At 39.4% G+C, this 23,023-nt stretch carries 20 protein-coding genes and 1 riboswitch; of the genes, 10 read left to right on the top strand and 10 right to left on the bottom strand.

The genetic code is table 11. From position 1 onward, the window contains the following. The first annotated feature begins 4 nt into the window (after positions 1–4). The 9 genes from BM073_RS03040 (at position 5) to dprA (ending at position 8,597) form a co-directional block, all read left to right on the top strand. Positions 5–1,093 (top strand): toxin-antitoxin system YwqK family antitoxin, encoded by a 1,089-nt coding sequence (locus BM073_RS03040; protein ID WP_091650168.1) that lies wholly within the window; start codon positions 5–7, stop codon positions 1,091–1,093. 58 nt (positions 1,094–1,151) lie between these two features. After that, on the top strand, positions 1,152–2,093 hold the full coding sequence (locus BM073_RS03035; protein ID WP_091650165.1) for a phosphoribosylaminoimidazolesuccinocarboxamide synthase: 942 nt from the start codon (positions 1,152–1,154) through the stop codon (positions 2,091–2,093). A gap of 105 nt (positions 2,094–2,198) precedes the next feature. Then, positions 2,199–2,582 carry an STAS domain-containing protein gene (locus BM073_RS03030; RefSeq protein ID WP_091650162.1) on the top strand — a complete coding sequence of 128 codons (384 nt, stop codon included), beginning with the start codon at positions 2,199–2,201 and terminating at the stop codon, positions 2,580–2,582. Further along, positions 2,579–3,499 carry a ribonuclease Z gene (locus BM073_RS03025; protein WP_091650159.1) on the top strand — a complete coding sequence of 307 codons (921 nt, stop codon included), beginning with the start codon at positions 2,579–2,581 and terminating at the stop codon, positions 3,497–3,499. The genes BM073_RS03030 and BM073_RS03025 overlap by 4 nt, the downstream gene beginning before the upstream one ends. Beyond that, positions 3,496–4,287, top strand: a complete 792-nt coding sequence (locus BM073_RS03020; RefSeq protein WP_091650156.1) for a queuosine precursor transporter — start codon at positions 3,496–3,498, stop codon at positions 4,285–4,287. Before BM073_RS03025 ends, BM073_RS03020 begins: the two co-directional genes overlap by 4 nt. A 229-nt stretch (positions 4,288–4,516) precedes the next feature. Further along, a complete protein-coding gene (locus BM073_RS03015) occupies positions 4,517–6,280 on the top strand; it encodes a DEAD/DEAH box helicase (RefSeq protein WP_091650154.1) in 1,764 nt (587 codons plus the stop codon). Between the two features lie 72 nt (positions 6,281–6,352). Then, a complete protein-coding gene (locus BM073_RS03010) occupies positions 6,353–7,057 on the top strand; it encodes a 16S rRNA (uracil(1498)-N(3))-methyltransferase (RefSeq protein WP_091650151.1) in 705 nt (234 codons plus the stop codon). 87 nt (positions 7,058–7,144) lie between these two features. Further along, positions 7,145–7,498 carry a MerR family transcriptional regulator gene (locus BM073_RS03005; RefSeq protein ID WP_091650148.1) on the top strand — a complete coding sequence of 118 codons (354 nt, stop codon included), beginning with the start codon at positions 7,145–7,147 and terminating at the stop codon, positions 7,496–7,498. Beyond that, the gene (gene dprA, locus BM073_RS03000) at positions 7,470–8,597 is read left to right on the top strand and encodes a DNA-processing protein DprA (RefSeq protein ID WP_091650145.1); all 1,128 of its coding nucleotides are present in this window, start codon (positions 7,470–7,472) and stop codon (positions 8,595–8,597) included. The genes BM073_RS03005 and dprA overlap by 29 nt, the downstream gene beginning before the upstream one ends. A gap of 2 nt (positions 8,598–8,599) precedes the next feature. On the opposite strand, the gene BM073_RS02995 is transcribed toward dprA, so the two are convergent. The 10 genes from BM073_RS02995 to BM073_RS02950 all read right to left on the bottom strand — a co-directional run bounded on the left by BM073_RS02995 (position 8,600) and on the right by BM073_RS02950 (position 22,496). Further along, positions 8,600–9,151: a PepSY domain-containing protein gene (locus tag BM073_RS02995; protein WP_091650142.1), complete on the bottom strand. Its 552-nt coding sequence runs from the start codon at positions 9,149–9,151 to the stop codon at positions 8,600–8,602. A 3-nt stretch (positions 9,152–9,154) separates the two neighbouring features. Then, positions 9,155–10,006, bottom strand: coding sequence for a hydroxymethylglutaryl-CoA lyase (locus BM073_RS02990; protein WP_091650139.1), 852 nt, complete (start codon positions 10,004–10,006; stop codon positions 9,155–9,157). A 257-nt stretch (positions 10,007–10,263) separates the two neighbouring features. Then, the gene (locus tag BM073_RS02985; RefSeq protein WP_091650137.1) at positions 10,264–10,605 is read right to left on the bottom strand and encodes a type II toxin-antitoxin system HicB family antitoxin; all 342 of its coding nucleotides are present in this window, start codon (positions 10,603–10,605) and stop codon (positions 10,264–10,266) included. Next, positions 10,602–10,844: a type II toxin-antitoxin system HicA family toxin gene (locus BM073_RS02980; RefSeq protein ID WP_091650134.1), complete on the bottom strand. Its 243-nt coding sequence runs from the start codon at positions 10,842–10,844 to the stop codon at positions 10,602–10,604. The genes BM073_RS02985 and BM073_RS02980 overlap by 4 nt, the downstream gene beginning before the upstream one ends. A 175-nt stretch (positions 10,845–11,019) precedes the next feature. Next, positions 11,020–11,757 (bottom strand): energy transducer TonB, encoded by a 738-nt coding sequence (locus BM073_RS02975; RefSeq protein WP_175557834.1) that lies wholly within the window; start codon positions 11,755–11,757, stop codon positions 11,020–11,022. A gap of 77 nt (positions 11,758–11,834) precedes the next feature. Beyond that, complete coding sequence (metF, locus tag BM073_RS02970) at positions 11,835–12,788, bottom strand: methylenetetrahydrofolate reductase [NAD(P)H] (RefSeq protein ID WP_091650129.1); 954 nt, start codon at positions 12,786–12,788, stop codon at positions 11,835–11,837. Further along, entirely contained in the window at positions 12,785–15,502 is a 2,718-nt protein-coding gene (gene metH, locus BM073_RS02965) for a methionine synthase (protein WP_091650127.1), read from the bottom strand. Before metH ends, metF begins: the two co-directional genes overlap by 4 nt. Further along, the gene (locus tag BM073_RS02960; RefSeq protein ID WP_091650123.1) at positions 15,492–16,544 is read right to left on the bottom strand and encodes a homocysteine S-methyltransferase family protein; all 1,053 of its coding nucleotides are present in this window, start codon (positions 16,542–16,544) and stop codon (positions 15,492–15,494) included. The genes metH and BM073_RS02960 overlap by 11 nt, the downstream gene beginning before the upstream one ends. Before the next feature lie 62 nt (positions 16,545–16,606). Then, a riboswitch (SAM riboswitch) is annotated at positions 16,607–16,706 on the bottom strand. Positions 16,707–16,817: 111 nt separating this feature from the next. After that, positions 16,818–18,134 carry a hypothetical protein gene (locus BM073_RS02955; RefSeq protein WP_175557833.1) on the bottom strand — a complete coding sequence of 439 codons (1,317 nt, stop codon included), beginning with the start codon at positions 18,132–18,134 and terminating at the stop codon, positions 16,818–16,820. Between the two features lie 69 nt (positions 18,135–18,203). Beyond that, positions 18,204–22,496, bottom strand: coding sequence for a PAS domain S-box protein (locus tag BM073_RS02950; RefSeq protein ID WP_091650121.1), 4,293 nt, complete (start codon positions 22,494–22,496; stop codon positions 18,204–18,206). Positions 22,497–22,700: 204 nt separating this feature from the next. Here BM073_RS02950 and BM073_RS02945 point away from each other — a divergent pair, with 204 nt between their 5' ends. After that, positions 22,701–23,021 (top strand): YbjQ family protein, encoded by a 321-nt coding sequence (locus BM073_RS02945; protein WP_091650119.1) that lies wholly within the window; start codon positions 22,701–22,703, stop codon positions 23,019–23,021. The last annotated feature ends 2 nt before the right edge of the window (positions 23,022–23,023 follow it).

The following is a 23,023-nucleotide window of genomic DNA, read 5'->3' as shown; positions in this document are numbered from 1 at the left end:
TTTTATGAAAAAAGCCCTTTCAATTCTACTCTTTCTTTCCTTTTGTTTGATCGCAAAAGCTCAGGATACAATTCGAACTTATTACGATGAGGATCAGGAGCTACTGAAGGAAATTTATGTCCGAATCAACGGCAAAGCTCAGGGCCAAATCAAAAGATATAGTGAAGATGGACAATTGATCCAAATCGGTTTTTTAAAAGATGACCAAAGACATGGATTATTTGTGGATTTAGATCCGGCAACCGGAGATACAATTCGGATTGTCCCCTTTTTGGAAAATCAAAGAAATGGCTTGAGCAAAAGCTTTTATCCATCAGGACAAATTCAGCAGGAACTTAATTTCAACAATAACCAAATTCAGGGAAAGGTTACCACTTATTATCCCGACGGAAGTCTTCAGGACCTGACTGAGTTCAAAAATGACAGGCCAAATGGGTTGAATGAATCTTTTTATGAAAATGGGGAAATCCAAAGCAGGCGCAATTTCTCCATGGGACAATTTGATGGCTTGGTAGAGGAGTTTGATGAAAGTGGTCAAAAATTAAGAGTTGCAACCTACTCTAAAGGAGTTTTGGATGGAAAAGAAGAGCAGTATTATGAAAATGGTAAAATTCAGTCATCCATCGATTACAAAAAAGGCCTCTTGGATGGGGCATATATTTTAAATTTTGAAGATGGAAGCCCTCAAAGACGGGGAACTTACAAAAATGGGATAGCTGAAGGTGATTTGCTGGAATATTTTCCTGATGGAAGTATAAGATCCCAAATAAGCTATAAAAAAGGAATCCCTACCACTCCCCTTTTGGTTTATCATGCAAATGGAAAAATTGCTATCGAAAGAAAGTTTGTTCCTAATTCAGATTTGGTACTTAGTGAAAGCTTTTATTTTCCAAATGGACAGCTTCAGATGAAAAATACCTATCTCAATGGTTTATTGGAGGGAGAAGTTAAAATATTTAGGGAAGATGGGAGTTTAAAAGAAATCAAGAATTTCAAAAAAGATAAACTGGATGGTAAAAGGGAGTTCTATGATGAAAATGGAGAACTTATAAGAGTAGAAATTTACAAAGCAGGTAAAATCGAAGAGAAATAATCCCCAAACCCAAAGTATAAAGGCAAAGCTTTTCCTATTTTTGCCAAAAATCAAAAGCATGAGTCAAGCGATCAAAGAAACCAATTTTCAATTCCCCGGCCAACAGGGCTTTTATAAAGGAAAGGTAAGAGATGTCTATATCTTCGAAAAAGAATTGGTTGTAGTAGCCTCTGACAGGATTTCTGCTTTTGACGTGGTTTTACCCAAACCCATCCCATTCAAGGGACAAGTTCTAAATCAAATTGCAGCTAAATTTCTTGCTGCCACAGCTGATATAGTTCCAAACTGGGTAGCAGCAACCCCTGACCCAAATGTGACCATAGGAAAAAGATGTGAGCCATTTAAAGTTGAAATGGTAATCAGAGGCTATTTGTCCGGTCATGCTGCACGTGAATACAAGGCAGGGAAAAGAATGATTTGTGGGGTGCCTATGCCTGAGGGCATGAAAGAAAATGATCGCTTTCCTACACCTATTATCACTCCTACCACCAAAGCCTTAGAAGGTCACGATGAAGATATTTCCAAAGAGGATATTTTGGCAAAAGGAATCGTAAGTGCGGAAGACTATGCTGTTTTGGAAAAATATACGCGTGCGCTTTTTCAAAGAGGGCAAGAAATGGCTGCAGAAAAAGGACTGATTCTGGTAGATACGAAATATGAATTCGGGAAATACGGAGATCAAATATTTCTGATCGATGAGATCCACACACCAGACTCATCCAGATACTTCTACGCAGAAGGTTACGAGGAAAATCAAGAAAAAAACTTGCCACAAAAACAGCTTTCCAAAGAATTTGTTAGACAATGGTTGATTGCTAATGGTTTCCAGGGGAAAGAGGGACAGCAAGTGCCTGAAATGACCGATGAAATTGTAGATAGCATCTCGGATCGTTATATTGAACTTTTCGAGAAGATCACCGGTGAAAAGTTTCAGAAAGCAGAGACAAACCAACTTGAAAATAGGATTGAAAAAGCGATAAACGCTTATCTTTCCAAATAAATCTAAATTTATAAGGTCAGTCAATAACAAGAAAATCTAGAAGTGAATTGACAAGATCTCAACCGATTTAATTCGGGATTACCACTTAAATACAATCGTCTAAATATGAAATACAGCATCGATAAAAAAGAACAATATGTGGTTTTCACTCCAATGGAGGAAAAACTGGATTCTATTCTAGCACCAGCCCTAAAATCTGAGCTATTGACAGTTCATGCTGAAGGCTATGAAAACTTGGTTTTGGACATGAGCCAGGTAAAATATGTAGATTCCAGCGGACTAAGTGCTCTTTTAGTTGGAGATCGTGAATTCAACAAAAACGGTGGAATTTTTATCATCTCCGGAGTTCAGGATCACGTGATGAAGCTATTGAAAATCTCCATGCTTGATAAGAAATTGAATCTAGTCAACTCATTGGAGGAAGCCAGTGAGGCTATTTTCATTCATGAAATCGAAAGCGGAGAGGAAGAAGAAGAGGAAGAAGATTGATCAAGGATTTTGAGGTAACGATTCTTGGAAACACCTCCTCTATTCCTGTACATGATAGGAATCATACATCACAGGTGGTCCAAATTGGTCGGGAGTTAATTTTACTCGACTGCGGAGAAGGCACGCAGTTACAACTGAGAAGGTATAAGGTCAAAACCTCAAAAATCTCACACATATTTATTTCTCACCTACATGGGGATCATTACCTTGGATTGATTGGATTGCTGTCCAGTTACAATTTATCCAAGCGTCTTGATCCCATTTTTCTTTTTGGCCCCAAAGGTCTGGATGAAATCATAACCACTCATTTCAGGTATAGTAATACTCAGCTTTCATATCCTCTTCATTTTAAAGAGACAAATCTAGACAAAGGATTCAGTTTATTGACAGATCAAGCTAACTATCAGGTTTATAGCTTTCCACTTAAACATAGACTTCCGACTACAGGCTTTTTGATTCGGGAAAAAGCTGGATTTAGAAATCTGATCAAAGAAAAGCTGCAAAAGGAACAGCTTCCCCTGGAAGCTATTCATTCTTTGAGAAAAGGTTTGGACTACATTGGAAGTGATGGGTCTTTCTATTCTGTTAGGGAATACTGTTATCCGCTAGCTCCTTTGCGTTCCTATGCCTTTTGCTCCGATACAATTTACAATCCCGATATCATCGAGTTTATCAAAGGAGTGAATCTATTATATCATGAATCAACTTTCATGGAGTCAGACGCAGCCAGGGCTGAAAAAACTTTCCACAGTACAGCAAAGCAAGCTGCAGAGATAGCAAAAGCTGCTCAAGTGAAACAGCTCTTATTAGGACACTTTTCTTCCAGATATGTAGACTTGGAACCCATGTTAGAAGAAGCCAAAACAGTATTTGAAAACTCCGTGTTAAGCTTGGAAGGTCAAACCTATACTTTATGAACAAAGCCAATAATTCCCGGAAGACTAACTTGTTTATGATTCTTGGCGGGATATTTCTCACCAATGCTATTCTTGCAGAGATTATTGGAGTTAAAATCTTTTCCGCTGAAAAGACCTTGGGTTTTTCTCCGGTTAATCTCAATATTTTCGGGGAGTATTTATTGGATTTCAATTTGACTGCGGGGGCGGTAATCTGGCCAGTAGTATTTATTACCACGGATATTATCAATGAGTATTTTGGCAAAAAGGGAGTAAAAAAGATCAGCTTTCTGACTGCAGGGTTAATTGCTTATTCATTTTTAGTAATTGGATTGGTGACCATGCTGACTCCAGCAGATTTCTGGCTGGAAGTAAATGCCACAGATCCGGAGGGAAATGCTTTCAACATCAGTTATGCCTTCAACACTATTTTCAGACAAGGTCTTGGGATTATTGTTGGGTCCCTGACTGCCTTTTTATTGGGACAGCTGATTGATGTTTTTGTCTTCCAGAAGTTAAGGGCGATCACAGGTGCAAAAATGATATGGTTGAGAGCAACTGGCTCTACCCTAGTATCACAATTCATTGACTCTTTCGTGGTTTTGGGAATTGCTTTTTATGTATTTGGAAATTGGGACTTATCCCAAGTGGCTGCTGTCGGCATCATCAATTACATCTATAAATTCACTGTAGCTGTGATTTTGACACCTCTACTCTACCTGGCCCACGGATTGATTGACAATTTTTTGGGAGAAGAACTTTCACAGGAAATGATGAAAGAGGCATCTTCAGACAGATCCTTTTTGTAATGGAGTTAGCACTATGATGCTAACCTTGCCAAATATTTTACTCCAAAATCATGTTAATTTTTAAGAATATTCTAAAAAGACTGAGAGTCCGTTAGGTTTACAAAATAATTACTATTAATTTTGCACCGTCAATAAGACATAGAACATTTTTCTGAGCCGTGAAATCCTTACTGTCGCTTGTCGTGGGATAATCACAAGGAGTACATGGCAAGAAAAGTAAGGAAACATCATGGAAAACAACACAAAATTCTCAGACCTGGGGATTTCAGCAGAAATCTTACGGGCAGTGGAAGAAATGGGCTATACCCAACCTTCCGAAATTCAAACTCAAGCCATTCCTTTCGTATTAGAAGGTCGTGACGTAATTGGTCAGGCTCAAACTGGTACTGGAAAAACCGCAGCTTTTGCAATTCCTATCATCGATTTGGTTGATCCGGAATACAACAGACCGCAGGCTATTATCCTTTGCCCTACCCGTGAACTTGCTGTTCAGGTTGAAGGCGAAATTCAAAAACTTGCCAAATTTCACAAAAGAATAAACTCTGTAGCCATCTACGGTGGTGAATCTATCGACAAGCAGATTCGCGTACTTAAAAAAGGCGTTCAGATTGTAGTAGGTACTCCAGGTAGAGTTCAAGATCACATCAACAGAGGCACATTGAAGCTGGAAGATGCTGGAATCATCGTTTTGGATGAGGCAGATGAAATGCTAGACATGGGCTTTAGGGATGATATCGAGGCGATCTTGCAGGAGATGCCAGAACAGAGACAGACTGTCTTCTTCTCAGCTACTATGGCTAAGCCTATTATGGACTTAACCAGAAAATATCAAACAGATCCACAAATCATCAAGGTTGCCAAAAAAGAACTGACCGTCGATAGAATCGAGCAGGTTTTTTATGAGGTGAAGCCTTCTTTGAAAATGGAATTGATGACTCGTCTAATGACAGTCAACAACTATGCACTTTCTGTGGTATTCTGTAATACTAAAAGAATGACCGATGAGGTGACTGAGTCTTTGGGTTCAAGAGGAATTCTAGCTGAAGCACTTCACGGAGATCTATCTCAAGCTCAGCGTGACAAAGTAATGGGCAAGTTCAGAAAAGGACTTTGTACTGTATTGGTTGCGACTGACGTAGCAGCAAGAGGTATTGATGTAGACAATGTTGAGGCAGTGTTCAACTTCGATCTTCCACTGGATGAGGAATACTACGTTCACAGAATCGGAAGAACCGGTAGAGCTGGAAAATCAGGAACTGCTATCAACTTTGTAACTGGCAGAAGAGATTTCATGAAAATTCGTGACTTGGAGAAATTCACCAAGGCCACAATCGCAAAAATGGACCCTCCTTCAGTATCTGATTTGATTGAGTTGAAAAAAGCTCAATTGGTGAAGGATGTTTACAGACATTTAAGCAAAGAAGAGGATAATCAAATTTTCGAAGCGACTATTGGCCAAATGTTGGCCGAAGGTTTAAGCATGGACCAAATTGCTTTAGGATTACTAAAGATGACCATGGGAGATGCTGTGAAAGAAATGAGAGACCAAGACTTCGCGCTTCCTTCATTCAATGAAAGAAGAAGAGAAGGTGGACGTGACGGAGGTCGTGAAAGAGGAGAAAGAGGCGGAAGATTTGAAAGAGGTGGAAGTGACCGATTTGGACGTGGAGAAAGAGGCGAAGGCAGAAGAGAAAGACGTGAAGGTGGAAGAGACAGCAGAGATGGTGGAAGAAGACCTGAGCGAGTTCGTGATGCCAACATGGCCCGTCTATTCTTAAACCTAGGTAAAAAAGACAGAATCCGTCCTAATGATATCGTGGGAGCAATTGCAGGTGAAGCCGGCATCCCAGGCAGAAGCATTGGAGGAATTGACATATTTGACAACTTCTCTTTTGTGGACGTTCCACAGAAAGATGCTGATCATGTAATCCGCACTATGAAACATAACACTATCAAAGGGAAGTCCGTTAATATGGAAATCTCTAAAGGTTGAGTTTTTAGGTTATAAGGTTAATTGGTTAAAAGCACAATTTCTTCGGGAATTGTGCTTTTTTTGTAGGCAGATATGCAACTCTTTTTTCAACAAAATATAGCCCCTCCTACTATTTATCTGGAGTCTGAAGAATCAAAGCACCTCACCAAGGTTCTGAGAAAAAGAGTCGGTGATCAGGTTTTTGTCACCGATGGTGAAGGGAATTTATTTGAATGTACCATCACGGAGGCCAACCCTAAAAAAACCATTCTGCAGGTACTCCATCAGGAAACAATAGCAGAGGATGAGTTTCATATCCATTTGGTCATAGCGCCAACGAAAAGTCCTGACCGAATGGAATGGATGGTGGAAAAAATCACGGAGCTGGGTTTTCATGAATTGACTCTAATCAAGACGATGAATTCTGAAAGAAGCTTTCTGAAAACTGAAAGGCTGGAGAAAAAAATCATCGCTGCTTGCAAGCAAAGTCTAAAATTTAGGATCCCGAAACTCAACCCTTCCTGCTCTTTGGAGGATTTCTTTGCTGATCATATCCACAAAGACCATGAGAATTTCATTGCATATGTAGACGAGGATCATGACAGGCATCTTTTTGATGCAGCCAGTAAAGGAAAGAGTTATTGCATCCTAATTGGACCGGAAGGAGATTTTGACCCTAAAGAAATAAAAAAGGCATTTGAATTCGGCTTCCAACCTGTATCGCTAGGAAAAAGCAGATTGAGAACAGAAACAGCCGGACTTGCAGCTGTCCAAATGCTTCAAATACTGAATCGATAATTTTTTCGTTTGAAAATCAATTAGCTCAAGTTTTACTTGAAGAGAAATCTATATTTTCACTAATTTAGAGTTTAAACCATTTTTGCTGTGCCGTACAAAGAGCGAGAAATAGAAAAGAAATATCATTCCATTGGTGAAGTTGCTCAGATGTTCAAAGTAGCTCCCTCATTGATCCGTTACTGGGAAGGAGAATTTGATATTATCCGCCCTAAAAAGGATAAAAAAGGAAACCGTCGCTACACCAAGGATGACATTCAGAAAATTCGCTACATTTTTCATTTAGTAAAAGAAAAAGGCTACACACTAGATGGTGCTCGTGAGGTTATAGCACAAGGAAAAGACAAAGGCTTCGACAAGGTAGAGGCCGTTCAGAAACTTCAGGAAATCAAAGACTTTTTAATCAATCTGAAAAATGAACTTCAAGGAAAAAACGACACCTGAGGAGTATAGGTATTTTTTAGCCTTATCATTGGCACCAAAAATAGGACCGGGAGTATTTAAAGCAATTTTGGCATATGCTGGATCTGCTCAGAATTTTTTCGAAATTCCTAAAGGAAAAGCAGCTAAAATTCCAAAAGTAGGCCCTAAGCTACTTGAATTACGCGAGCAAAAGGACACTTTACTCAGAGCAGCTGATCAACTCATTCAGAATTCTGAGAAGAAAAATATCCGGATTCTTACCCATTTGGATCCTGAGTTCCCACAAAGATTAAAAGCGCAAGAAGATGGACCCGTTGTACTATTCATCAAGGGAAACAGTACCCTGAATTTTGAGAGAACAGTAGGAATAGTCGGCACCAGAAATGCCACCGATTATGGAAAAAGTGTTACTCGAAAAATTATTGAGGATTTAGCTGTATATCAACCTGTTATAATATCTGGTTTAGCTTATGGCATTGATATAGAAGCTCATAGACTGAGCCTCAAAACAGACCTTCCCACCATTGGAGTATTAGGTTCTCCGATCGATCAGATATATCCCGCTGTGCATAAAAGTACTGCCGAGCAAATGCTGGAAAAGGGAGCTTTGATCAGCGAGTACCCCTCAGGATCCAAAATGGTACCGGGAAATTTTCCTGCCAGAAACCGAATTATTGCAGGACTTTCCGATGCCCTTATTGTGGTGGAAGCAGCAGAAAAAGGAGGAGCATTGATCACCGCTGAAATAGCTTACAGCTATGATAAAGAAGTTTTTGCGGTACCGGGCAATTTGCAATCATCCTTCAGTGAAGGATGCAATCAATTAATCAAAAAAATGAAAGCATCCATTTATACAGGTCCGAATGATATTGCTGAAGCCTTATTTTGGACCAAACCAGGAGAGCAAAAAGTCAGCAAACCAAGTTTAGATTTGAGTTCCAGAAATGGTGAGGAGAAACTGATTTTAGAATTATTGCTGGACAAAAAGGAACTGGAAATAGACATGATATCCTATCAAACCGGTATACCTTTGGGATTATTATCATCCAAATTGCTGGAATTGGAATTTGAGGGGATTATTAAATCTTTACCTGGGAAAAAGTATAAAATTCAATACTGATCCTAACTTTTCAACCTTCTGATCAACTTTGGGTAATACCAAAGATAAAACCCGCTGATTGCCAGCAAAATCAATCCTAAAGAAACCAATGTTGAATAGGTCAACTTAGCACCTTCATCTCCTGAAGTATAAAAGTCTATAATACTTCCGTCGTGCACTTTCTCTATCCAATCAGAATGTCGGATGTCTACTGATAATATTTCTCCCGAAAATCCATCGACCTGCACTTCTTTAAAGTGATTTTTGAAAGTTACTTTAGCTATGCCCTTATCTGGCCGAATATCTATTCTGTCTACTTCCTTGGACTCTCCTAGCCTTTCCATTTCTAGCTCGGCAATGGAAATCATCATTGCTGGAGAAATCCACTCTCCCTGACCTAAAAATTCACTTTTCTGTGTTGGAGGTAATAGGTCTACCTTCTTTTTCCAGGCTAATAGAATGGAGGTAATTCCAATTATGAAAAAGAAAATAATCAATGGAACACCCATCCATTTATGAAGCACCCTCAGCCATCTCAGGGCTTTGACTTTACTTTGAATTAATGGAGTACTCATTACTTAGGACTGGAAAACATAATTAGCCAACTTCATGGATTCTCCCAACTCGGCTTTATTGAGGTTCAATGAGTGCCCCTCTCCTTCCAGAGTTTCTATCATGACTTCGGTAGCCATATTTCCAACCAAGTCATCATTTGCCATAGGACAGCCGCCAAATCCCTTTAACGCCCCATCGAATCGCTTGCATCCTCCTGCCAATCCAGCAATTACCTTTTCAGCTATACTTTCTCTTCTACTGTGCAAATGAGCACCGAATTCTATATGGGGAAAGGCTTGAATTTGCACTTCAAATAGATTTTTAATCAATTCATTATCAGCTACTCCTACTGTATCACTTAAAGATATTATTTTGACTTCAAGGTCATCTAGTTTTTGAACAAACTCCGCCACTAATTCTGGGGAATAAGGATCACCGTAGGGATTCCCAAAACCCATACTCAAGTAAACTACCAATTCTTTCCCCTTGGTTTGACAAAGATTTTGAACGGTTTCTACTGTTTCTAAAGCCTTAGAAATGGATGCATTGGTATTTCGCTGTTGAAAGGTTTCAGAAAGAGAAAGAGGAAATCCCAAGTAATCAATTTCAGGAAAATGAAAGGCATCTTCTGCACCTCTGACATTGGCTATGATGGCTAAAAGTTTGGATTGGGATTTATGCAGATCCAACAAACTCAATACTTCCGCAGTATCCCTCATTTGGGGTATTGCTTTGGGACTTACAAAACTTCCAAAATCCACTGTATCAAAGCCTACTTCCAATAGCTGGTTGATATAAGCCGCCTTGATTGCTGTATCCACAAAATCGGGCAGTCCCTGCATGGCATCCCGAGGACATTCGATTAATTTAATCATGCCCGAAGATAGGGAGAAATGAGAAAAAGAGGGAAAATTTGGGAAGAATGGTCAATTCTAACAGTCCTATTGGACACTAAGGAAATTAAAACACCTCCTTTGAAATCTTAATAAATTGTGTTTACTAATCGGGAATTAAAAGATATTATGGCATAACTACTACCAACTATTGTCAAAGATTACACCGAGCGCAAATGCTTCGTTCAAACAAGAAGCAGTATTCCAACTAGACAATCGCCCATTCATACAAAAAATAATCAGGCGGGATCTTTTTCTACCCTATACCGAATCGCTTCAGCAACGAAGTTGTTCAATGAAGTCTTGGCCTCCATGGCCAATAATGCAGCCTTTTGATGTAATTTAGCCGGTATTCTTACATTGAAACTCCCTTTGAACGGCTTCTCAGGCGATATCCCCGTTTCCTTACAATGAGCCAGATAAGTATCAACCGCCTCTTTAAAATCCTCTTCCAGGTGTTTACCGGTTTCTCCTTCGTAAGAGATCAGACCCTTAACCCCCAACACTTTTCCATAGAGAAGACTATCCTGAGGACTGTATTCAATGCTGCCTGTATAACCTTTATATTCCAGATATTTCATAACTCCAATAGTTCTTTGATCTGTTTCATTTGATATTGCTTCATGATCCCGCTTGGATGTGGTTTATGGAGCATGATAAGAGCCCCACCCTCGTTCTCGAATTTAACCCTAGAACCGGAGGTTTTACCTTTCTTTACTTCACTAAAACCAAAGTATCCAAGGAGTCTCACCATTTCATTATAATGGAAGTCAGATGGCATGCCCAAAAACCTAGCAATCAGTTTTTCCTTCTTAGACATAAACTCAAAGTAACTGTATTCAGTTGCAATTTACAAATTTTTAACTCAACTCTAACTAGTTAAACTCAGGGTTAAATAAGCATTGATTCCTCGAAGGGCCAACAGCTTCTACAATAAAAAACTTGGATGAAGCAGAATAAGTTAAGTCTTCAAAAAATTGAAAGCATAACCTGTATTAACTCAACTTAAATCGAATTGGAATTTTCATTTCTGAAGGAACTGGAATCCCATTGATTTTTTTTGGATTCCAGTTTTCTGGATAAATAAGAAGTATCCTCAAGGCTTCTGCAGCCAAGGCTGGATGAACCTGTTCTGGATTGGCTACCTGTGGATTAACAATAGCTCCTTCCTCATCCAAATCAAAGGCTAAAATAACCGTACCTTCAGCCCGTTCAGACCTTGCTTCTACCGGGTATTGCAAGTTGGCTACCAAAAAATCATTCCAGCTTTTCTTTCCTCCTTTTGGTTCAGGGTCTTCAATTAAGGGTTTGTCAATGACCACTCCATCCACACCATAATAGGTTTCTGATAAGATTTCTATCGAGGAACTGACTATTTCACTTTTTAGACTACCATCTTCATAATAGTTGGTCTCTTTAAACTCATCCTTCGCGTAATCAATACGCTTATTGAATTTCATTTCTCCATTGGGGTAATATCCCAAAATTCGTTCACTGATTTTTTCTCCGTTCTCGTCAGTCAAAACTGTAGAATGCTCAACCTTTACTGTATCCAAATTATATGTAAAGCTTTGAATCACCCCGTTTTTCTGGGTAGTGACTTTAATAAATTCAGCTGGATAGGCGTTGAGATCCACTATAGGATACCTAAAACCATTTAGGTATTCAACTTCCTGACCTAAGCAAATTATACACTGGGATAAAAAGAGAAATAAAAATAACAATCGAGACATCATAATTGGTTTTCCACTAAAAAAATAAAAGCTATTAGAAATACAAAATCAAATAGCCTTTTTTGTCAGAAATGGTCTTAAAACACCTCCTTCGCAATCTTATAAGTCGCATCTGCCTTACTCATAGTATAAAAGTGAAGACTCGGCGCATCTGCTGCTACCAGTTCCTTACATTGCTGAATGGCCCACTCTATACCCACTTCTTTGACTTCTCCATTGGTCTTGCACTTTTCCAGTTCGTCCATCAAGGCATCTGGTAAGTCCAAGAAGAAAGTACGAGGAAGCATGGTAATCTGACCTATGGTCGTGATGGGCTTGATTCCCGGAATGATGGGAACTGTTATCCCCGCTGCTCTTACGTCTTCCACAAATTTGAAATACTTCTCATTGTCAAAGAACATCTGAGTCACGATGTATTCGGCACCTTTCTCGACTTTTTCTTTCAGATACTTCAAATCAAATTTCATCGAAGGCGCCTCAAAATGCTTTTCAGGATAGCCTGCAACTCCTACACAGAAATCAGTATGGAAACTGGTTTCTGTTTCTTCATGCAAATATTTCCCATGATTCATACGGATAATTTGATCTACCAACTCGCTGGCAAAATGATGGCCGTCATTTTCTGGAACAAATCTTCCTTCAGTTTTGGGTGCATCGCCTCTTAAAGCCAATACATTTTCCACCCCGATGAAATTGAGGTCTATCAGTGCATTTTCGGTTTCTTCTCGGGTAAAACCTCCACAGAGCAAGTGAGGAACAGCATCCACCTGAAATCTATTCATAATTGCTGCACAGATTCCAACCGTTCCCGGCCGCTTTTTGGTACTGATCTTTTCCAACAAACCATTGGGATGCTTCTTATAAATAAACTCCTCACGATGATAAGTCACATCGACAAAAGGAGGTTTGAAATCCATCAAGGGAGCAATTCCTTCCAACAATTCTTTCAAACTTTGCCCTTTCAATGGCGGTAAAATCTCAAATGAAAACAGCGTAGATTTCGCGTTTTTCAGGTGTTCGGTAATCTTCATACAGTCTGATTCACAAGTAATTTAGCAGGCGTGTAAGCCAAATTGGGTGATAATAATCTCTCGGCATCTTCCAGGCTGATGCCTTTTCTCTTCGCATAACTCTCCACTTGATCTTGGGCAATTTTCCCTAAGCCGAAATACTTTGCATCTGGATGGGCAAAATAAAATCCTGAAACAGAACTAGTCGGATACATGGCATAACTCGAAGTCAAAGTGATTCCAATGGCTTTTTCCATTTCCAAAAGGCTGGCGATAGTTTCTTTCTCAGAATGCTCTGGACAGGCTGGATAGCCGGGTGCAGGTCGGATTCCTGTATATTCTTCTCGGATCAAGGAATCGTTTTCCAAATTCTCTTCAGGCGCATAACCCCAATAGTTTTTTCGGACTTGCTCATGTAAATATTCGGCTGCTGCTTCTGCCAATCTATCCGCCAAGGCCTTAAACAAAATATCATTGTAATCATCCCCGGCTTTTTGAAATTCTGCCAATTTGGACTCCATTCCCAATCCTGAAGTCACTGCGAAGCAACCCATGTAATCCACCTTTTCGGGATGTAGGTAATCAGCTAAAGAACGGTTTGGAACCCCTTTCCCTTTTTTACCTTGCTGTCTCAGAAAGTGAAATTGACCTAGAGTCAAATTTTTCTTTTCAGGACTAAAAACAATCGCATCATCTCCTTTTCTCTGAACAGGAAACAGTCCAAAAACACCTTTTGCAGTCAACCATTTTTCATCAATCAACTGATCCAACATTCTTTGGGCATCATTGAAAAGCTTTTTTGCTTCGCTACCCACGACTGGATCTTCAAGAATTTTAGGATACTTCCCGCTTAACATCCATGTACTGAAGAATGGGGTCCAGTCAATATATTTTCGGATTTCATTTAAATCCAAATCATCCAAAATTTGGGTTCCCAAGACTTTCGGTTCAATAGGTTCAAAAGCAGTCCAATCAATTTCCACAGGATTTTCCATAGCCTCTGAATAGGAAATCAATTGTTTGGCGGATTGTTTGGCCTCATGCTCTTCTCTCAATCGCTTATAAGTTTCCTTGATATCTAGATGATATTGATCCCTAGTCTCCTCAGAAATGGATTCACCCGCAATAGGCACAGACTTACTCGCATCAGTTACATGGATCACCGTTCCGGAATACACAGGATCAATTTTTACAGCAGTATGAATTCTGGAAGTAGTGGCCCCACCTATCAGCAAAGGAATTTTTAAACCTTGACGCTCCATTTCTGATGCCACATTGACCATTTCATCCAAAGAAGGAGTAATCAATCCACTCAATCCTATAATATCAACCTTATTTTTAATCGCTTCATCAATTATCTTTTGGGCATCTACCATCACTCCCAAATCAATGATTTGATAGCTATTACAAGCCAATACGACTCCTACGATATTTTTCCCGATATCATGCACATCCCCTTTAACTGTTGCCAGCAAAATTTTCTTCAGGGAACTGTCCTCTTGACCTTCTTCCGGCAGTGGCATGAATGGCTCAAGATAGGCTACAGCCTTTTTCATCACTCTGGCAGACTTCACCACCTGGGGCAAAAACATCTTGCCTTCCCCAAAAAGATCTCCCACCACATTCATTCCATCCATTAATGGACCTTCAATGACTTTCAATGGGTTTTGGAGTAGCTGTCTGGCTTCCTCCGTATCTTCAATAATAAAATCGAGAATTCCTTTTACCAAGGCATGCTCAATTCGCTTTGCCACAGGATCAGAACGCCATGCTTCATTTACTACCTCTTTTTTGCCGGAGGATTTGACAGTGTCTGCAAACTCCAAGAGCCTTTCGGTAGCATCTTCTTTTCTATCAAAAAAGACATCCTCAACCCGCTCCAATAAGTCTTTAGGAATATCATCATAGACTTCCAGCATGGTAGGGTTGACTATGCCCATATCCATTCCATGATGAATCGCATGATAAAGAAAAGCTGCATGCATAGCTTCTCTCACTCGGTCATTTCCTCTAAATGAAAAAGATACATTGCTAACCCCGCCACTTACTTTTGCTCCGGGCAGATTTTCTTTGATCCATTTGGTGGCAAGGAAAAAGTCTAATGCATTCTTTCTATGCTCTTCCATCCCTGTTGCAACCGGGAATATATTGGGATCAAAAATGATGTCTTGAGGATTAAATCGTACCCGATCCACCAAAATCCTATAACTTCTCTCACAAATCTGAATCCTCCGCTCGAAGGTATCCGCCTGGCCTTTTTCGTCAAAGGCCATTACTACCACAGCGGCTCCAAATTTCTTGATGGTTTTGGCTTGAAGGATGAATTCTTCTTCTCCATTTTTAAGAGAGATGGAGTTAACGATTCCTTTGCCCTGAACGCACTTCAAACCAGCCAAAATGATACTCCACTTGGAACTGTCAATCATGATAGGAATTCGGCTGATTTCGGGTTCTGAAGCGATTAGGTTCAAAAACTTAACCATTGCCGCTTCTCCATCCAGCATTCCTTCATCCATACAAACGTCCAGAACCTGAGCTCCTCCACGTACCTGATCTAATGCTACCTCCAAGGCCTCATCATAATTCCCATTCAAAATCAAACGGGCAAATTTCTTGGAGCCTGTCACATTGGTTCTTTCTCCAATATTGACAAAGTTTAGGTTGGGTGTAAATACTAAAGGCTCAAGGCCTGATAATTTCAAATAATCGTTCATTGCCTGCTCCTCAATCTTCATTTTCTGCTAATTCTTTTTTTCCGATTTTTCTTGGCTCAAAACCATCTGCTAGTTTTGCCAATTCCCGGATATGATCGGGGGTGGTTCCACAGCAACCTCCCAAAATATTCAACATGCCTTCCTGCAAAAACTCTTTGACTTGCGCGGCCATCTCCTGTGCATTTTGATCATACGCACCAAATTCATTAGGCAAGCCCGCATTAGGATAGGCTGATACAAAAAATGGGGCTTTGTTTGCCAAAACTTTCAAATAAGGTCTTAACTCTTTGGCACCTAAAGCGCAGTTTAATCCTACTGAAAGTAGAGGAACATGCGATACGGAAATCAGAAAAGCCTCTGTAGTTTGCCCTGAAAGAGTTCTTCCTGAGGCATCGGTGATAGTTCCAGAGATCATGATAGGAATACCTCCCTCAAGCGGGTCTAATGGTATATTTCTTTCTTCAAACACCTCTTGAATTGCATACAGCGCTGCTTTTGCATTCAAAGTATCAAATATTGTTTCCACTAATAAAATATCTGAACCTCCGTCCAGTAATCCTCTCACTTGCTCGGCATAAGCTTCCGCCAGTTGATCAAAATTTATTGCCCTATATCCCGGATCATTCACGTCCGGAGAAATGGAAGCAGTTCTATTGGTGGGGCCCATGGCTCCTGCTACAAATCTTGGTTTTTGAGGATTTTGAGAAGTAAATTCTTCAGCAACTTCTCTGGCTAATTTTGCAGATTGAAAATTAATCTCATAGGCTAAATGCGACAACTCATAATCAGCCTGAGCTATACTGGTGCCTGAGAAAGTATTGGTCTCAATGATATCCGCTCCAACCCCAAGATATTCAGCATGAATTGCCTTGATAATATCCGGTCTACTAAGGGAAAGTAAATCATTATTTCCCTTTAGAGATTTTGGGTGGTTTTTGAGACTTTCGGTGCGGAAATCCTCTTCTGTTAACTGGTATCTTTGAATCATGGTACCCATAGCTCCATCAAGGATTAAGATCCTATCTTGAATTGCCTGAAGCAGGGTTTCCGTTCTATTTTGCATCATTCTATTAAGTTTAAAAAGCTAATCGAGCAAAACCACGGAGCAAAGTAAAAATACTTTTCCGCTCATCTTTTTCCGGCATTTCCGGAACGGGAGTTAGCACCTTGATTACAGGTTGCTAAGACGTCGTAGGGCCCTTCCCTCGGTCTTTCTCGATAAGCAACTCAAATGTACTAGCTATTTGGCAATAAAACAGCGCTATCGTTGGATTTTTAAAACTTTTCGCCCTCTTTTTTTAAGATTCGGCAAGCGAAAATGCGATTACTCTAAAATTTAAGGTCTTACCCCTATTCCAAAAGTCAAATAAGGGGCTGACATGTAAGAAGCCATATCCAACTCCCCTAGTCTATAATTTGCCAATGCAAGTTCATATCCGGCAGATGCGGTAAATACAAGGTCAACCAACTTCCTTTTGGTCATTGGAATTCCATACTCTAAAAACACTTCGGGTTTACCCATCAAACCTGAATTTCTCAAATACCCGTCAAACTTTCTCTGCTCAAACAGTTCAGGAAAGTCTGGCTTATTTCTCTGCGCCAAGGTGTATCGTATATTTCCAAAACCCAGTCCGGCCAAAGCTCCAAATCCAAAATTTTTGTATTGAATAACTTTATATCCCAAATTCCCATACACTCTCAAACTGTTGAGAGACTGAGATTGGGTCTCGCTTGCGCTGCCATTCATGGCTAAGTTGTAAACATCTACTCCATAAAGCATACGTTCGGATTCACCTTTAATCTTAATCCCCAAATTGGAAGGCCTGCCTTCTAAGGGATCATAGCCAGCTTCTTCCAAAACCTCATTAAAAGTATCTGGACTTGTGAAATGAACCCCAGAAATCAGGTGAAGCCCAATTGAGGCATCTTTATAAAAGAAGTTTCTATCTGGAATGGAAATACCTGCTCCTAGTCTAAGAAATGCACCACTTTGAGCATTATCAAAAGACATCCCATTCAGCTCCCATTTTCCTTCAAATGGGCTAAATGCGTATCCTGCTTTCGCAATGATGGAAAGTGCTTCTCTCCTACCTGGAAGATCAAAGTCGTAGGTCATATGGAAGCCTATTTCTGTTAAAAAGTTCCCATAGTATTTTGATCCTTTTTGGATATCATTTTCACGAATAATAAATCCCTGCTTTGGGTCTGCCAGAAACTCTTCCAAACTGGAAGGCCTTTCGGATGGAAGCATTTGAAAATTCAAATAGCCCATTCCTAAAGACATATAGTGAATTAGCTGAAATTTGGATTCCTCGGTAAAAGCATATCCCACGTTGAGTAAAACTCTGGAAGTCCGGTATCCCAATTTAAAGCCATCCAAATCACTGTTTGCACCACGATTGTGATAAAGCTCAAGTCCAATCACGAAATCATTTATTCTGCTTTGATAGCCTAATCCTAAGGTTCTATATCTATTTCTCAAGCCTGTTAAACCTCTATCTTCCAGCATTTGGTCAAATTGATTCAATTTGGCTCCACTGGTACCTACCACGGTATACAGTGTGGTTCGCTTGGATAGAAGTTGCTGAGAAAAAGCATAGCCAGAACCAAAGAAGAAAACTATTGCAATGCTTATTCTAAAAAAAAGGGACATGAGTAAGGAAAATTTCGGCTGTAAATAAATAACCCACAGCCTTTAGGCAAAATTAATGCTAAAGATGTCTTAGACCCTTTCTTTGGGACGAAGAAATTTCAACAATTTCTCGTAGAGATTTTCCGGAGTAAATGGTTTGGCCACATAGTCGTTTACACCTACTTCCATTAACTGTTCTTTTACTTCATGCAAAGATGTGGCAGTCAATGCAAGCATAGGAACTTTACTTTTTACCGGATCTGCCATAGACCTTATTTTCTTGGCAACTGTAAAGCCGTCATAAATTGGCATTTGCAAATCCAATAGAATTAAATCAAAATGTTCCTTCTCAAAAAATTCCAGAGCCTCTTGCCCATCAGAAGCCACAACCACATTTCCGGTATTCCATTTTTTCAAAAATTTCTGGATCAAAATCTGGTTTACCATGTTGTCTTCCGCAACTAGTATAGAAGCTCCCATCAGAGATTTGATTTGAGGCTTATCCTCAGCTGAACCATTGTTCGCCCTCTCTTCAAAAGGCTTCAAGTGAATCACAAATTCAAAGACACTTCCACCACCTAGATTTGGAGAATAGGTAATATCCCCTTGATATAATTCCACCAAGCGTTTTACAATGGCCAATCCCAAGCCTGTACCTCCATACTTTCTAGTAGTCTCTGAAGAGGCCTGTGTAAATGCTTCGAAAATAGTGGAGACCTTTTCTTCTGGAATTCCAATTCCAGTATCCTCAAATCTAAATTTGACTATAGCTTTTCCTTCTATATCGATTCCCTCGGATTTGAGAATTATTTTTACACCGCCTTTTTCGGTGAATTTAATCGCATTGGAAACTAGGTTATTTACAATTTGACCCAATCGGACAGAATCAGCCAAGATACTTTTAGGAAGTGCTTCATCAATTTCGGAAATCACATACAGAGATTTTTCTGTAGCCTGAAAACTATGAGAATGCACAATTCGCTGAATGAAATTCTTTAAATCAAAAGGCATCTCCTCCAACTCTATTTTCCCTGAATCAATCTTATTGTAATCCAAAATATCATTGATCAGGGCCATCAAGCTTTCAGCAGAAAACTGTAGTGTTTTAAGGTTTTCCAACTGATCAGGTTTAGGATCATCCTCCAAAAGAAAATGAGCCAAACCAATGACTGCGTTCATTGGTGTCCGGATTTCATGGCTCATCACAGAAAGAAACTGGGATTTTATCAAAGACGCCTGCTCCGCTTTTTCTTTAGCTTTGAGCAATTCTCGCTGAGCCTCTTTAAGTTTGGATATGTCCCTTGCAATACCTGTGTAGAGTCTCTTTCCATCTTTATCCAGAATAACTTTTCCATTGGAATTGAACACTCGGTATTCTCCATTTTTATGGCGCAATTTGAACTCCAAAAATTGGTTTTGGGAGAAGAAATCCTTGGTCTCTTCCAAAAGTACCTGGAAAACATCCAGATCTTCCGGGTCCAAAAATTCAAATACGCTTTTACCGATAACCTCATCCATCTCATAGCCCATAAATTGCTTGACGTTGGGTGAGATATAATCCACAATAAATGACTCCGATAAGGAAAATATGATCTCAGTTGACTCTTCTACCAAGGTTCTATATTTTTCCTCTGACTGTCTTAAATCTTCTTTGGCTTTATGCTCTTCTGTGATATCCCTAACGATACTTAGTGCATATTCCACTTTGCCATATTCTAATATAGGCCTGATCACTCTGTGATATCTTCTTCCTCTTAAAAAGAATTCAGTCTCGACGATCTCACGTTTTTCATAAACTCTATCCAGTAATTTGGATACCTCCTTAGAATCAGTCAGTGCGATATCAGTTAGGTAATTCCCTTCAAAATCTGATGGACTCAGCCCCCAGTTTTCAAAGTTGGTTCCTTCTGCCAAAATGTATTTTCGACTTTTATCCAATAGGAAAATATTCGTTCCGGGAATATTGGAAGCCAAGACTCGATATTGTTTTTCTTTTTCCTCTTTGAATTCTTCGAAATTCTTTCTCTCGGTAATATCCTGAAACAGACCCTGATGTAGAATGATATCGCCTACTTCGTTTCTCACGTCTGTAGTTTTATCCTCAACCCAGATAAATGTCCCATCAGTTTTTTTGATCCTATATTCGCCAGAAAAGGAAACTACTCCTGACTTACCCCTTGATTTGCTATTGATCTTTTTGATGATTTTGGCGTCATCAGGATGTACAATGTCCAAGAATGGAACCCTATTTTCCATCAATTCCTTAGACTGATAGCCAAATTGGTTGATATTTTCCGAGATGTAATAGATTCTGTAGTCATCATTAGGATCCACCTGAAATAATACAGCTGGACTATTCTCTACAATCATGCTGGCTCTCATAGCCAAGCGTTCATTTTCGTATTTCTCAGAAAGGTCCCGGAGGATCAAAGAGTAGCCTATTTTCTCCTTTCCATCTGCATGGATTGCCTGCATAGAAATTTCAAAAGGAGCCTTAGGCTGAACCCCTGTCTCTATAAATAACTCTTGTTTCTTTACATCTCCTATTTCCAGTTTCCTGCCGATTTTTTCAAATCTGCTTCCATCTGGAAAATTAAATTTGATGACAGAATCTATGTGTTCATTATAGGCATTCTCCTTCACCATCCCACATAATTCCACAGCAGCTTTATTCAGATATATGATCTGATATTCGAGATTAGTGACCAAAATGGGATCATTAACCTGGGCTAGAATCTGAGATTGAAGCCTTAGATACTCCTCGCTTGCTCGCTTGTGTGTGATATCGGTACAAAATCCATTTACCTCAATTCCCTGGGTAAAAAAGTCCTGTTTGGTTTCTATTTCATAGGAAATGTAAACTAGTTTACCATCCTCATTGCGAATAGTAAACTCTCCCGAGGCATGACTTTTTTCCTTAATACTTCTTTTCAGATTTTTGACAAAATCCTCTCTGTAGCTCTTATCAATCCGAAGAATCAAAGAAGAAAATTCAGCTGTTACAGGCTGAATCCCCAAGTCAAAAATTCTTGCTAAACCACCTGAGATATAAAATAGATTTCTTGTAGTACTGTATCTCCAGGAACCGGATTTAGATAGCCTTTCTGTTGTAGCAAGAAGATTCTCGTTTCTTTCGATTCGTCGAGTCATCAAACTACCGATATATGCACCGGCAAGTATATCTCCCAATTGTCGGAAAATCTGCAACTCCTTCTCCGTAAACTCCAAGTCTTCCTGATCTATTTCAAAATAGATGACACCCAAAATCTTGGAGGCAGATATCATTGGAATCAAAATAAGCCTTGAAGTAGATTCAAAGCCCTCCGACTCTAAGTCAATCAGTTTTACTATGCCTGCCTCCAACCTTTTTTTACGGGAATCAATGATCGCTTTGAAATCAATTTCTGACTCACTTTTCCAGCTGGATAAACTCCAGGTATTAATAATATCAAGCTCTTGGGTTTCCTGATTGAATATGCTGATTACACCACGATGAGCCCTCAAAAAATGACTGAATTTTCTTAAAAACTCCTGAAAGTCTTCTTCCAGATTACTCAACCTTCTATTGATCAAACGGGAGGAAACCTGATTGATCAGGTTTTCTATTTCATATCTTTTCTGAAGAGACCTGTCTGTTTCAATAAAATCAGTGATATCTCTACTCGAAAATAAAACGCCATTGATCTCAGGATGATAAATTAAGTTTTTGGCAAAACTTTCAAGATAGATTCGTTTGCCCTTGGATCTATTAATCCAGAAATCAACTGCAACCTCCTCTGTAGAGTCTAGAACCTCCTCGAAACTCCCTTTCACCAACTCAATGATTCCTTCCTCAATGAAGTCACGGAAATTTTTCCCAACTATATAATCTACCGGAAAACCAATCTTTTGGACCACCGAATCGGAAATGAATTTATAATTTCCCTGCTCATCCAAAATGGCAATTAAATCATGACTATGATGAAGAATACTTTGGATATAACTCAGTTCCCCTACTGTCTGCTCCTGCTTATTCAAGATTGAATTCTCAATCGCTTTATTACCCAAAAACTTGATGGGATTGGCCTTAACTATCAAAAATCTACTGCTATAACTGGAAGGTAGATTTACAAAAACCCATTCAAACCGCTGAAATTCACCACATTTCTTCTCTAAAGATTTGAAATAAGTGATTTGGGGCAGAATTCCTTCTTTGAAAAATAAAAGTAGTTTTTGTTCTAGCTCCTCGTTTGAAATCCAAGCCTTCCAATCCTCAGGAAGGTTTTTGAAATTTTCAGTTGCGGTATTGTTCCAAAAGATGATTTCTTCAGAATCCATCAGAAACAAGGGTTCGTTGATTTCATTGAAGAAATCCGAAATATCAAACTGATGGAATTGACTCATTTAATTAACTACTTACTTTTTAGGGTTTATATCAAATCGGAAAATATTGAAAAAAGATGATCTAAAAAACAAGATTAGAGAAACAAATTCATTTTATAACTTATCACAGTTAAATTAATCACCTAAATTCAATTTAAATGATTTATTCAAATTTGCACCTTAAATTAAACGTGCATAAAATATGTTTCACCTAATCAAAATTCTATGATTATCTCAACAACCAACCAACTAGAAGGCTACAAAATCGATGAATATCTTGGCATTGTTTCTGGAGAAACCATCATAGGTGCCAATGTTTTCAAAGACTTCTTTGCCAGTATTACTGATATTGTAGGAGGCAGATCCGGCTCATACGAGCGCGTTCTAAGAGAAGCCAAAGCTACTGCTATGGCAGAAATGGAAATGCAAGCTAGAACCTTCGGAGCGAATGCCATTGTAGGAATTGACTTGGATTACGAAACGATTCGAGATGGAATGCTGATGGTGACTGCCAGCGGTACTGCTGTCAAGACAACCAAACTTTAATC

The organism is Algoriphagus ornithinivorans (genome assembly GCF_900115305.1).
GTDB classification, from domain to species: domain Bacteria; phylum Bacteroidota; class Bacteroidia; order Cytophagales; family Cyclobacteriaceae; genus Algoriphagus; species Algoriphagus ornithinivorans.
The sequence above is the reverse complement of the archived record's forward strand: the minus strand, read 5'-3'. Positions and strand labels throughout refer to the sequence as shown.

Bases quoted from the DNA above. Each gene is read 5' to 3' on its own strand.
- BM073_RS02980 (WP_091650134.1), bottom strand. From the start codon at position 10,844: ATGTCTAAGAAGGAAAAACTGATTGCTAGGTTTTTGGGCATGCCATCT.
- BM073_RS02975 (WP_175557834.1), bottom strand. From the start codon at position 11,757: ATGTCTCGATTGTTATTTTTATTTCTCTTTTTATCCCAGTGTATAATT.
- BM073_RS02955 (WP_175557833.1), bottom strand. From the start codon at position 18,134: ATGTCCCTTTTTTTTAGAATAAGCATTGCAATAGTTTTCTTCTTTGGT.
- metF (WP_091650129.1), bottom strand. From the start codon at position 12,788: ATGAAGATTACCGAACACCTGAAAAACGCGAAATCTACGCTGTTTTCA.
- BM073_RS03020 (WP_091650156.1), top strand. From the start codon at position 3,496: ATGAACAAAGCCAATAATTCCCGGAAGACTAACTTGTTTATGATTCTT.
- BM073_RS02950 (WP_091650121.1), bottom strand. From the start codon at position 22,496: ATGAGTCAATTCCATCAGTTTGATATTTCGGATTTCTTCAATGAAATC.
- BM073_RS02985 (WP_091650137.1), bottom strand. From the start codon at position 10,605: ATGAAATATCTGGAATATAAAGGTTATACAGGCAGCATTGAATACAGT.
- BM073_RS02960 (WP_091650123.1), bottom strand. From the start codon at position 16,544: ATGCAAAATAGAACGGAAACCCTGCTTCAGGCAATTCAAGATAGGATC.
- BM073_RS03040 (WP_091650168.1), top strand. From the start codon at position 5: ATGAAAAAAGCCCTTTCAATTCTACTCTTTCTTTCCTTTTGTTTGATC.
- BM073_RS02990 (WP_091650139.1), bottom strand. From the start codon at position 10,006: ATGATTAAATTAATCGAATGTCCTCGGGATGCCATGCAGGGACTGCCC.
- dprA (WP_091650145.1), top strand. From the start codon at position 7,470: ATGAACTTCAAGGAAAAAACGACACCTGAGGAGTATAGGTATTTTTTA.
- BM073_RS03030 (WP_091650162.1), top strand. From the start codon at position 2,199: ATGAAATACAGCATCGATAAAAAAGAACAATATGTGGTTTTCACTCCA.
- metH (WP_091650127.1), bottom strand. From the start codon at position 15,502: ATGAAGATTGAGGAGCAGGCAATGAACGATTATTTGAAATTATCAGGC.
- BM073_RS02995 (WP_091650142.1), bottom strand. From the start codon at position 9,151: ATGAGTACTCCATTAATTCAAAGTAAAGTCAAAGCCCTGAGATGGCTG.
- BM073_RS03035 (WP_091650165.1), top strand. From the start codon at position 1,152: ATGAGTCAAGCGATCAAAGAAACCAATTTTCAATTCCCCGGCCAACAG.
- BM073_RS02945 (WP_091650119.1), top strand. From the start codon at position 22,701: ATGATTATCTCAACAACCAACCAACTAGAAGGCTACAAAATCGATGAA.
- BM073_RS03015 (WP_091650154.1), top strand. From the start codon at position 4,517: ATGGAAAACAACACAAAATTCTCAGACCTGGGGATTTCAGCAGAAATC.
- BM073_RS03010 (WP_091650151.1), top strand. From the start codon at position 6,353: ATGCAACTCTTTTTTCAACAAAATATAGCCCCTCCTACTATTTATCTG.